10 protein-coding genes and 1 riboswitch are annotated in these 11,431 nt (G+C 68.7%); of the genes, 7 read left to right on the top strand and 3 right to left on the bottom strand.

The features are described 5' to 3' along the window. Nucleotides 1–37: 37 nt before the first annotated feature. Both KY500_RS00500 and KY500_RS00495 read right to left on the bottom strand, forming a co-directional pair. Complete coding sequence (locus tag KY500_RS00500) at nucleotides 38–802, bottom strand: MIP/aquaporin family protein (protein WP_066592967.1); 765 nt, start codon at nucleotides 800–802, stop codon at nucleotides 38–40. 97 nt (nucleotides 803–899) lie between these two features. Continuing rightward, on the bottom strand, nucleotides 900–2,630 hold the full coding sequence (locus tag KY500_RS00495; RefSeq protein WP_219901906.1) for a glycerol-3-phosphate dehydrogenase/oxidase: 1,731 nt from the start codon (nucleotides 2,628–2,630) through the stop codon (nucleotides 900–902). Nucleotides 2,631–2,805: 175 nt separating this feature from the next. Here KY500_RS00495 and KY500_RS00490 point away from each other — a divergent pair, with 175 nt between their 5' ends. From KY500_RS00490 to ribH, 5 genes are all read left to right on the top strand, one after another. Then, nucleotides 2,806–3,780 (top strand): sugar-binding transcriptional regulator, encoded by a 975-nt coding sequence (locus KY500_RS00490; RefSeq protein ID WP_255579618.1) that lies wholly within the window; start codon nucleotides 2,806–2,808, stop codon nucleotides 3,778–3,780. A gap of 74 nt (nucleotides 3,781–3,854) precedes the next feature. Then, nucleotides 3,855–3,987: riboswitch (FMN riboswitch) on the top strand. 79 nt (nucleotides 3,988–4,066) lie between these two features. Then, nucleotides 4,067–5,137 (top strand): bifunctional diaminohydroxyphosphoribosylaminopyrimidine deaminase/5-amino-6-(5-phosphoribosylamino)uracil reductase RibD, encoded by a 1,071-nt coding sequence (gene ribD / locus KY500_RS00485; RefSeq protein WP_255579617.1) that lies wholly within the window; start codon nucleotides 4,067–4,069, stop codon nucleotides 5,135–5,137. Nucleotides 5,138–5,148: 11 nt separating this feature from the next. Beyond that, complete coding sequence (locus KY500_RS00480; RefSeq protein WP_219903211.1) at nucleotides 5,149–5,847, top strand: riboflavin synthase; 699 nt, start codon at nucleotides 5,149–5,151, stop codon at nucleotides 5,845–5,847. Then, a complete protein-coding gene (gene ribA, locus KY500_RS00475; RefSeq protein ID WP_219901905.1) occupies nucleotides 5,844–7,106 on the top strand; it encodes a GTP cyclohydrolase II in 1,263 nt (420 codons plus the stop codon). Before KY500_RS00480 ends, ribA begins: the two co-directional genes overlap by 4 nt. Further along, complete coding sequence (gene ribH, locus KY500_RS00470) at nucleotides 7,103–7,576, top strand: 6,7-dimethyl-8-ribityllumazine synthase (RefSeq protein WP_219901904.1); 474 nt, start codon at nucleotides 7,103–7,105, stop codon at nucleotides 7,574–7,576. The genes ribA and ribH overlap by 4 nt, the downstream gene beginning before the upstream one ends. Nucleotides 7,577–7,728: 152 nt before the next feature. Here ribH and KY500_RS00465 read toward each other — a convergent pair whose 3' ends face one another. Continuing rightward, the gene (locus KY500_RS00465) at nucleotides 7,729–8,097 is read right to left on the bottom strand and encodes a response regulator transcription factor (protein ID WP_219901903.1); all 369 of its coding nucleotides are present in this window, start codon (nucleotides 8,095–8,097) and stop codon (nucleotides 7,729–7,731) included. A 122-nt stretch (nucleotides 8,098–8,219) separates the two neighbouring features. Here KY500_RS00465 and KY500_RS00460 point away from each other — a divergent pair, with 122 nt between their 5' ends. After that, the gene (locus KY500_RS00460; protein WP_219901902.1) at nucleotides 8,220–9,866 is read left to right on the top strand and encodes an ATP-binding protein; all 1,647 of its coding nucleotides are present in this window, start codon (nucleotides 8,220–8,222) and stop codon (nucleotides 9,864–9,866) included. 128 nt (nucleotides 9,867–9,994) lie between these two features. After that, entirely contained in the window at nucleotides 9,995–11,350 is a 1,356-nt protein-coding gene (locus KY500_RS00455) for an MFS transporter (RefSeq protein WP_219901901.1), read from the top strand. The last annotated feature ends 81 nt before the right edge of the window (nucleotides 11,351–11,431 follow it).

The following is an 11,431-nucleotide window of genomic DNA, read 5'->3' as shown; positions in this document are numbered from 1 at the left end:
CGCGGTTGGTGAGATTGATGGGTGGGTGGCTGAACGGTCAGGCAAGGATGGGAAGCAGGATCAGGGAGGCCCAGCCGGCGAGCACGCCGCCGATGACCGGACCGGCGACGGGAACCCACGAGTAGGACCAGTCGGAGCCGCGCTTGCCCTTGATGGGCAGGAGGGCGTGGGCGATGCGGGGGCCGAGGTCACGCGCCGGGTTGATGGCGTAGCCGGTGGGCCCGCCGAGCGAGGTGCCGATCACGATCACCAGGAGCGCCACCGGCAGTGCGCCGAGGGCGGCCAGGCCGCCGTTCTCACCCTGACGTCCGCCGCCGAACGCGATCACCACGAACACCAGCACGAACGTGCCGATGATCTCGGTGACCAGGTTCCAGCCGTACGAACGGATGGCCGGCCCGGTCGCGAACACGCCGAGCTTGTTCGCCGGTTCCGGTTCCTGGTCGAAGTGCTGCTTGTACGCCAGCCAGACCACGACAGCGCCGATGATGGCGCCGATCATCTGGGCGGCGATGTAGGTGAGCACCGAGATGACGTTCACCGGCACGCCCGAGCCGAACTCGGTGGCGCCCGAGGACACCAGGCCCAGGGTCACCGCCGGGTTCAGGTGCGCTCCCGAGTTGTAGGAGACGATCACACCGGCGAAGACCGCGAGGCCCCAGCCGATGGTGACCATGAGGAAGCCGGCTCCGAAGCCCTTGTTCTTCGTGAGAGCGACGTTGGCGACGACGCCACAGCCGAGGAGCACCAGGAGGGCCGTGCCCACCAGCTCCGAGAGGAATACAACACCGAGATTGTCCACGTTGACCTTTCGTGTTTTCTGGGAGACGCCGAAAGATCAGCGCACACCGTCGTGCAGTAGCGGGGGGCGGAGAAATCCTCCGCCCCCTCGAAAAGAACTAGATCGACGGCACCGTGTCCGCCCCGGCGAGGTCGACGCCGTGTACCTCGTTGAGTTCCGCGGCTGCCTGCTCGATTTCAGCGGCGGTGCGCTCGGCGTCCCAGCCGAGCACCGGCGCGAGCAGCCCGGCGAGTTCCTCGAGCAGGGGCACGCTGAGCCCACCGACGAAGGCGAGGCTCGTGCGCCGCAGCAGCAGGTCGATCAGGTGGGTGACGGACTCTTCGCGGGCCAAGTACTCGATCTCCCGGCGGGAGTAGAGCGGGTTGTGCTCCAGCGGAGCATCCGGCTGCTCGGTGAGCACGTCGATGATCGCGGCGGCGCGGGTGCCGTACCGGGTGAGCAGCTGCTGGGCGCGGGCACGGCCCACCTCGTCACCGTGGGCGGCGAGCCACACCGTGAGTGCGGCGGGAGTGGCCGGGAAGCCCTTACCGCCGCCGATGGCCAGACCCACGGTGGACACGATGCGCGGCTGGCCGAGCAGGGCCAGGATGTCGCCGCTGAGGTGTTCCGCCAGCGCCCGGAAGGTGGTCCACTTGCCGCCGACGAGGCTGAGCAGGGTGCCGGAGCGCGAGCCCAGCGGGCTGGACTCGATGCGGTAGTCGCGGGAGACGAAGCCGGGGGCCTCGTCGTCGTGCCGGGGCAGCGGGCGCACGCCGGAGAACCGGAACACGATGTGCGAACGGTTCACCTCGATGTCGGGGAACACGTGCTTGACCAGGTCGAAGAAGTAGTCGATCTCCTCTTCGGTGGTGCGGATCGGCTGGCTCATATCGTGCTCGAGGTCGGTGGTGCCGATGAGCACCCGGCCGGCGAGCGGGTAGATCAGCACGATGCGGCCGTCGTTGTTCTCGAAGAAGATCTCGCCGCCGCCGGTGGCCTCGAGCAGCTCCGGGTGGTCGAGCACGATGTGCGACCCCTTGGTGCCGCCCATGTAGGTGCTGGCCTGGCCGAGCGCCGAGTTGGTCAGGTCGGTCCACGGCCCCGAGGTGTTCACGACCACGTCGGCGGCGAAACTGAACTCCTCGCCGGTGCTGGTGTTGCGGAGGCGCACGCCGTCGGCATCCATGCCCACGGCTTCGACGTAGTTGGCGGCGCGGGCGTGCGGGCCGGCATCGAGGCCGTCGCGGAGCACGTCGAGCGCGAGGCGCTCCGGGTCGTGCATAGAGGCGTCGTAATAGGTGGCGGTGTACTTGAGGCCGGGGTTCAGCCGTGGCAGCCGGGCCAGCGACTTCTTGCGGCCGTGGAACTCGTGTTTGGGCACCGAGCCGCCGTCGCGGGAGAAGGAGTCGTAGAGCACCAGGCCCACCTTGATCAGCAGCGCGCCGCGCTCCTGCGCTTTGCCCTGCTTGTGGGTGAGGAAACGCAGCGGAGCGGCGAGGACCCCGGAGAGGGCCGAGAACATCGGCACCGTCGTCGGCAGCGGCTTCACGTAATGCGGGGCGATCTTGAGCAGGCCGTTCCGCTCGGTGACGGACTCCTTGACCAGCCGGAACTCGCCGTTCTCCAGGTAGCGGATGCCGCCGTGGATCATGTGCGACGACGCTGCGGATGCCCCGGAGACGTAGTCGCCCCGATCGACGATCGCCACGTCGACACCCTGCAGTGCCAGGTCGCGGAAGGTGGCGATGCCGTTGATGCCGGCACCGATGATGAGCACCTTCGCCTGAGGGCGCTCGGCGAGCGCGGCGCGGGCGGCGTCGGCGGGTGAGGAAACGGGGTTGGACTGCACTGTTCACTACCTTTGTTCGTCATTCGACCAAGCCGACGACCGGATACTGCTTGGTGCGGTTTGGTGCGGAAAGCCCAACCGGGTTTGCGCGGGGGCCCTCCATATGGATTAATCAAGCTTGAGTAGATCAATCACATCCGGTCAAGCCGAGTGAACAAACGTGCAAGGAGGGGCTGTGAGCCTCGTCGACGAGTCAGCGCAGTCCGATCGGGTGCGGGATGCCCTCACCGCGGCGCACCTGTATTACATGCAGGACCTGACCATGGATGCCATCGCCCACGAGCTGCATACCTCCCGTTCCTCGGTGTCCCGCCTGCTCAGCCACGCTCGGGCGACCGGCCTCGTCGACATCCAGATCCGCTCTCCACTGGACGCCCCGAGCCGCCTCGAGCTGCTCATCGCGGAGCGTTTCCAGATCACCGCGCACGTCGTTCCGGTGCCCGATCACGCCACGGACGTGGACAGATTGGAACGTGTGGCGCTCTCAGTTGCACGGATTCTCGGCCAGTTCTTCGACTCGAACATGGTGATGGGCATCGCCTGGGGCTCCACGATGAACGCCATCAGCCGCCATGTGACGCCCAAACAGACCCACAACTCGCAGATCATCCAGCTCAACGGCGCCGGCAATATGCGCACCACGGGCCTCAGCTACGCCAGCGAGATCCTCGGCCGGTTCGGCTACGCGTTCGGGGCGCACGTGCACCAGTTTCCGGTGCCGGCGTTCTTCGACAACCCGGCCACCAAGCAGGCGCTCTGGCGGGAACGCAGCGTCAGCCGGCTGCTCGAGATGCAGGCCCGGATGGACGTGGCCCTGTTCGGTCTCGGCTCACCATTCTCCGAGGTGCCCAGCCACGTCTACGCGGGCGGTTACCTCGAGGAGGCCGACTACACCTCGCTCAGCCGGGCGGGCGTGGTGGGCGATGTGGCCACCATCTTCTACCGGGCGGACGGCTCCACCGACGGCATCCTTCTGAACGCACGTGGTACGGGCCCCGATTTCGGCGTACTGCGGAGGACCCCGCGCCGACTCTGCGTGGTCTCGGGGACGGCGAAGCTGGCCAGCCTTCGCGGTGCGCTCAAGGCCGGTCTGATCACCGATCTCTTCGTGGACGAAAGCACCGCACGGGCTCTCGTCGCCACCCCCTGAGCGTCGTAAACCGTCATCCAGGTCGGCCGGGAATACGCCACCCCCCTGCGCGTTGAGATATAACTGATAGAAGAAACGTGCTCCGGGGTCGGTGAGAATCCGAACCGGCGGTGAAAGTCCGCGAGCCGGATCCTGCTGTTTGGGTTCCGGTTGAGCTGGTGAAATTCCAGCACCGACGGTTAAAGTCCGGATGGGAGGAGCTGCGAATCGACGGTTGTCTGTGGACCGTCGACGGCTTTCGCGTACGCGAAAACCCCCTCCCGGAGCGTCTACGACGGGACAGGGAATGCACCAGCAGCACACGCTCGGCAGCGCGATGCGCCGAGCCCTGCGACTGGCGGGCAACGGACCGGTCGCCGGCGTCAACCCCCGGGTCGGCTGCGTCATCCTCAGCCCAGCCGGCGAGGTCATCGCCGAAGGCTGGCACCGTGGTGCCGGCACCCCTCATGCCGAAGTGGATGCGCTCGCCCACCTTGACCCGGACGCCGCCCGCGGTGCCACCGCCGTCGTCACCCTCGAACCCTGCAACCACACCGGCCGCACCGGCCCCTGCGCCCTCGCCCTGATCGAGGCCGGCATCGGCCGGGTCGTCTACGCCGTCACGGACCCCGGGCAGCACTCCTCCGGCGGCGCCGACCGTTTGCGCGCGGCCGGCGTGGACGTGACCGGCGGGCTGCTCGCCGACGAGGTCGAGGTCTTCCTCTCCGACTGGCTGGTCGCCGCCCGGCTCGGCCGCCCGTTCGTGACGCTCAAGTGGGCATCGAGCCTGGACGGACGCGCCGCGGCCGCCGACGGCAGCAGCCGTTGGATCACCGGACCTCTCGCGCGCCAAGACGTACACGAGCGTCGAGCCGCGGCCGACGCGATCCTCGTGGGCACCGGCACCGCGCTGGCGGACGACCCGAGCCTCACCGCCCGCGACAGTGACGGGACCCTGCTGGCGCACCAGCCGCAACCCGTCGTGGTGGGCGACCGGGCCGTGCCGGCCGACGCCGCGGTGCACCGGCATCCCCTCGCACCGTGGTTCGTGTCCGGCCACGACGTGGCCACTCTGCTCGCCACCCTGCGCGAGCGCGGCATCCGCCGGGTGTTCGTGGAGGGCGGTCCTACCCTGGCCAGCGCTTTCGTGCGGGCCGGCTTGGTCGACGAATACCTGGTCTACCTGGCCCCCACCCTCCTCGGTGGCGACCGGCTGGCCCTCGGCGACATCGGTGTCACGGGCATCTCCGGGCAACGCCGGCTGCAGATCGACGACCTGGTGCGGCTCGGTGACGACATCCTGCTGGTCGCCCGCAGCATTCCCACCGAGACCACCACCGACCAGACCATCCCCGCCGTGATAGCCAGCGAGAAGTGAAGAGGACCGCCATGTTCACCGGAATCATTGAGGAGCTCGGCAGCATCGAGCACATCGAGCACACCAACGACGCCGCCCGGCTCACCATCCGCGGCCCGCTGGTGGTCGACGGCGCCGGGCACGGCGACTCCATCTCGGTGAACGGCGTGTGCCTGACCGTGGTGGAACAGACCCCCGACACCTTCACCGCCGACGTGATGGCGCAGACCCTGGCCATGTCGACGCTGTCCGGCGCGACCGAGGGCTCGGCGGTGAACCTGGAACGGGCCGCCCTGGTGGGCGGCCGGCTCGGCGGTCATATCGTGCAGGGCCACATCGACGGTACCGGCACAGTGTTGGCCATCGTGCCCGGCGACGCGTGGCGGGTCGTGCGCTTCACGCTCAGCCCCGCCCTGGCACCCCTCGTGGTGGACAAGGGCTCCATCGCCATCGACGGCGTGTCCCTCACGGTGAGCAACATCTCCCCGGCGGCCGAGCCTGAGCAGTGGTTCGAAGTGTCGCTGATCCCCGAGACCCTCGCCGCCACGACGCTGGGCGGGCTCGAGGTCGGCGACCGGGTGAACCTGGAGACCGACATCCTGGCCCGGCACGTCGAGCGGATGCTCGCCCTCGCCGCGAACGCCGCCGAACGGGCCGCCCCTGCAGCCCCTGCAGCATCCGAACCTTCCGAGCCGTCCGCAGCATCCGTTGTACAAAGGAGCACCTCATGAGCCTCGCCGACATCCCCACCGCACTCGCGGCACTCCGGCTCGGCAAACCCGTCATCGTTGCCGACGACGAGGGGCGCGAGAACGAGGGCGACGTGATCATCTCCGCCCAGCTGGCCACCCAGGAGTGGCTGGCCTGGACGGTACGGCATTCCTCCGGGTTCATCTGCGCGCCGATGACCAACGACATCGCCGACACCCTCGACCTGCCCGTGATGGTGCTCAACAACGAAGACCCCCGCGGCACCAACTACACCGTGACCGTCGACGCCGCCGACCGGCTCAGCACGGGCATCAGCGCCGCCGACCGGGCGCACACCCTGCGCGTGCTCGCTGACCCCGCTTCCACCCCGACCAGCCTCAACCGGCCCGGCCACATCCTGCCGCTGCGTGCGATGGATGGTGGCGTGCGCGAACGCGACGGCCACACCGAGGCCGCCGTGGACCTGATGAAACTGGCCGGCCTCGTGCCCGTCGCCGGGATCAGCGAGATCGTCGCGGAGGACGGCGAGATGATGCGGTTGCCCGGACTGCTCGTGCTCGGCGAGCGCGAGGGCATCCCGGTGATCACCATCGCCGATCTCATCGACTACCTGCAGGAATTCCACTGCGACGACGATCTCGCCTCGGTCAGCCCCATCCGCGAGTCGCCGCGGGTGGACTTCGAGGTGGAGACCACGGTGCCCACCTCGCACGGCGCCTTCAAAATCCGCGCGTACCGCGACCGGATGACCGGAGCCGACCACGTGGCCATCGTCTCGGGCACCCCGCACGACGGCGCTCTCGTACGCGTGCATTCCGAGTGCCTCACCGGCGAGGCCTTCGGCTCGCTGAAATGCGAGTGCGGGCCGCAGCTGCAGGCCGCCCTGGACACCATCGACCGGGAGGGTGGCGTGGTCGTGTACCTGCGCGGCCAGGAGGGCCGCGGCATCGGGCTGATCAACAAGCTGCGCGCCTACAAGTTGCAGGAGGACGGCCTGGACACCCTCGACGCGAACCTCGCACTGGGACTGCCGGCCGATTCCCGCGACTACGGCGCGGCCACCGCCATCCTCGATGAGCTCGGCCTGAGCTCCGTGCGCCTGCTCACCAACAACCCCGAGAAGGTGCGCCAGCTCGAGGTGCACGGCGTGACGGTCACCGAGCGGGTGCCGCTCGTGGTGGGTGTCGGCAGCCACAACGAGGACTACCTGGCGGCCAAGCGTGACCGCATGGGCCATGAAATCTCAGCACACCAGATCGTGAAAGGACTCGCACTATGAGTGGAGCAGGCTCCCCCGACATCACCGTCGACGGCACCGGACTGGAGGTCGTCATCATCGCCGGCCGCTGGCACGACGTGATCACCGACGGCCTCATCGCCGGGGCCACCCGGGTGCTCGAAGCATCCGGGGCGACGTTCTCCCTCGTGCGCGTTCCCGGCAGCTTCGAGCTGCCCGTGGCGAGCAAGGTGGCGCTGGACTCTGGCGCCGACGCGGTGGTGGCGCTCGGGGTGATCATCCGCGGCGGCACCCCGCACTTCGAGTACGTGTCCGCGGCGGCGACGGATGGCCTCACCCGCGTGGCCCTGGACACGGGCAAGCCCGTGGGCTTCGGCGTGCTCACCCTCGACGACGAGCAGCAGGGCCTGGACCGGGCCGGCCTGTCCGGCTCGAAGGAGGATAAGGGTGAAGAGGCCGCGACGGCGGCTCTGTCCACGGCTCTCGTGCTCAAAGCCCTGCGCGACCGGTAGCCCATCGGGTCTCGACACCCTCGACCACCGGCACGGGCGCGCCCCACACGTTGATCGAGCCCGTCGAGATCCCGCGACCCGCACACGTTCACGACAACACTCACCTGGTCTCGACGAGCTCGACCGACGAGGTGGGAACGAGCGCGGAATGGCTAGTGGGGTGCCAGCAAGGCCTCGACGCGTTCGAGCAGGTCGTTGGCCCGGAAGGGCTTGATCAGGTACCCGTTGGCCCCGGCCGCCATCGCCTGGGCGATGTCGCTGTCCTGAGACTTGGCCGTGAGCAGCAGGATGCACGGCTGGGTCAGGGTGGTGTCGGCACGGATCTGGGCGCAGACCTCCACCCCGGTGAGCTTGGGCATCATCCAATCCAGCACCACCAGGTCAGGCACGCTGGTAAGCGCCGCCTCCAGCCCATCCTGCCCGTCACCGGCCTCGGACACCTCGTGTCCGGCGCGGCGCAGCTTGTGCACGATCAGCGCCCGGACATCCTCGTCGTCCTCCACGATCAGAATGTGCGCCATCCGTACTCTCCCCCCACTCGACCGGCAACATTCGCGCCGCGCCCCGAACGGGGCGTACGACGCGCTACGTTGACATTATCCAATCGCGTCGCGGTCACAGCTCACAGGGGGACACCACGCCGGTGAACAATCTCGTCGCATTCCTCTGGAATGCGCCCCGCTACTGGCGGTACGCCGCCATCGGTGCGCTGCTGCTCGTGGCGTACCTTCTCGGGCTGGCCGCGCTGTCGGCACCGGCCTCGGCCAGCGCGGTTGCCGTCTGGTGGCCGGCCGCGGCCGCGGGAGTGCTCGCCGTGTGTCTGTCCCGGGGGGCCGAACGTTGGCTGGTCGCCATCCTGGTGGGCGCTGTCTCTGTCGCCTCCAACCTCGTCGGCGGCCGCCCGCTGGCCGTGGCCCTCGGCTTCGGTCTGGCCAATGCGCTGGAGGTCGCGCTGTTCACGGCGGTGTTCGTCAGGCGCGACCGGCCGACCGGGCTCGACACCGTGCCCGACGTGCTGCGCTTCACTATCGCCGCACTCGTCGGAGCCCTGGCCGTGGGCGTCGGGGCCGCCGGCACGTTGGCACTGCTCACGGGCGCCTCCTTCGGCGACGTGCTGCTGGCCGCGTTTCCCTCCCACGCCTTCGCCGTGTTCTCCCTCGTGCCGCTGGCGCTCACGAATGGCCGCCGGGTGCGGCCGGAACGTACCCTGGAGCTCCTAATCCAGGTCGGCTCCGTGATGCTGGTGCTCGGCGTGGCGTACGGTCCCGGCCGCTCGCTACCGCTCTCGTTCCTCATCCTTCCCCTGCTCACCTGGGCGGCGTTCAGGTTCGGGATCAGGGTCGTGGCGTGGGAGCTCTGTGGCACGGCGCTGGTGGCGTCGGGATTCACCTCGCTGGGCGTCGGGTATTTCACCGGAGCCTCTGGCACCGCCACCGCCGCGACGGGCTCCCTCGTGCACCTGTTCCTCGTCACCTACGCCATCTCGGTGCTACTGCTCGCCGCCGAGCTCGCCCAGCGCGACACCCTGCTCCAACGCGAGCGGGAGGTGGTGCAGGCCCTCCGCGATCTGAACCGCCAGAAGGACGATTTCGTCTCCTCGGTCAGCCACGAGCTCCGCACCCCCATCACCAGCATTCTGGGCTACGCCGAGGAGCTCGAAGACACCGAGCTCACGGCCGAACAGGCCCGATTCACCAGGGTGGTCGTGCGCAACTCGCACAGGCTGGCTCAGCTGGTGGAGAACCTGCTTGATCTCTCCAGCATGAGCCTGCGCTCGGACGCCGGTCCGGTCGGACCCATCGACTTGCGCACCCTGGTCACCGAGTGCGTCGAGGAGCTGGCCCCGCAGGCGCACAGCGCCGGCATCACCCTGACCGCCGAGTTCGGGGATGGAACGCTGACCTTGCAGAGCTCGGCATCCGACGTTCGCCGGGTGCTGACCAACCTGGTCGGCAACGCCGTCAAGTTCACGCCGACGCACGGGCAGGTGTGGGTGGGCTGTTCCGGCGATGCCGACGGGGTACTGCTCACGGTGAGCGACAACGGCATCGGCATTCCGTCGTCCGACGTGGAGCGGGTCTTCGACAGGTTCTACCGGTCGGCCAGCGCCGAGTCGCTGCCGGGCACCGGTCTCGGCCTGCCGCTGACCAAGGGACTGGTCGACCGGCTCGGCGGCACAGTGGACCTGCAGTCCGACGGCCGCACCGGCACCCACGTCACGGTCGCCCTGCCCCGGCTGGCCTCGCCGGCGCCCGCGGGGGATTCGTCGGCCGTCACCACCGGAATGTAGGGTGAATCAGGGCCGCCACAAGCGGCCCTCTTCTTATTGCACCGCCTCACGTTCGCCCCAGTCGACTGACCGCCGCCGCGCGCCGAACGCCAGCCCAGCCATCTCCCCTTGTGAAAGCGCCTTTTCCCATGTCTGCATCCACCGCGGCGGTCACCTCCGCCGCCCCAGCGCCCGCGAATCCGCGCAGCCGCGTCATCCTGGCCAGCCTTATCGGCACCACCATCGAGTTCTACGACTTCTACGTCTACGCCACCGCGGCGGTCCTCGTCTTCCCGCACCTCTTCTTCCCCACCGGCAACGAGACCGCGGCCCTGCTGGCCTCGTTCGCGGTGTTCGGCGCCGCCATGGTGGCCCGCCCGTTGGGCGCCCTGTTCTTCGGCCACTTCGGCGACCGGAAGGGCCGCAAGGCCACCCTCGTCGGCGCGCTGCTCACGATGGGTATCGCAACGTTCCTGATCGGCGTGCTGCCGACCTACTCGATGGTGGGCTGGTTCGCCCCGGCCATGCTGGTGGTTCTCCGTCTCGCGCAGGGCTTCGCACTCGGCGGCGAGTGGAGCGGTGCGGCCCTGGTGGCCACCGAGAACGCGCCGAAGGGCAAGCGCGCCTGGTACGGCACCTTCCCGCAGGTGGGTGCCCCGCTCGGTTTCATCATCGCCAACGGCCTGTTCCTCCTCATCGCGCTGCTGCTGCCTTCCGACGACCCGACCCGGCCGTCCGACGCGTTCCTCGAGTGGGCCTGGCGGATTCCGTTCCTATTCAGCGCCGTCATGGTGATCATCGGCCTGTGGGTGCGCCTGCGCCTGGTGGAGAGCGACTCGTTCACCAAGATCGTCACCACCAAGAAGGTGGCCAAGCTGCCGCTCGCCGCGGTGTTCAAGACCAACTGGCGCGAACTCATCCTGGGCACGTTCATCATGCTGGCCACCTACGTGCTGTTCTACCTGATGACCACCTTCAGCCTGAGCTACGGCCGTGCCGCAACGGATGCGCCGGTGGCCGGCCTCGGCTACAGCTACACGACGTTCGTGCTCATGATGATCGCCGGTGTGGTGTTCTTCGGCATCTTCACCCTCGCCTCCGGGCCCTGGGCCGACCGGTTCGGCCGTCGCCGCACGCTGCTCTGGGTGACCGCGGGCATCGTGGTGTTCGGGTTCCTCTTCGTGCCGCTACTGGGCGCCGGGTTCATCGGCGTGATGGTGTTCCTGATCCTGGGCTTCACCCTGATGGGCATGACGTTCGGCCCGATGGGCGCCCTGCTGCCCGAGCTGTTCCCCACCAATGTGCGCTACACCGGCTCGGCCTTCGCGTACAACATGAGCTCGATCCTCGGCGCAGCCGTGGCGCCGTTCATCGCCGTGTGGCTGTGGACCCTCGGCGGGGGCAGCCCGTTCTGGGTGGGCATGTACCTCTCGGTGATGGGCCTGATCACCCTGGTGGCGCTGTTCCTCAGCCGCGAAACCCGCGACCTCGACCTGGACCGTTAAGGGGCACCCGCCCAGGTTCGCAGAAGCGGTCATGGTGCTGCCTCAGTTCGCTGAGGCAGCCACCTGGCCGCTTTCGCGCAC

The sequence above is a fragment of the Cryobacterium sp. PAMC25264 genome, from assembly GCF_019443325.1.
Taxonomy (GTDB): Bacteria; Actinomycetota; Actinomycetes; order Actinomycetales; family Microbacteriaceae; genus Cryobacterium.
The sequence above is the reverse complement of the archived record's forward strand: the minus strand, read 5'-3'. Positions and strand labels throughout refer to the sequence as shown.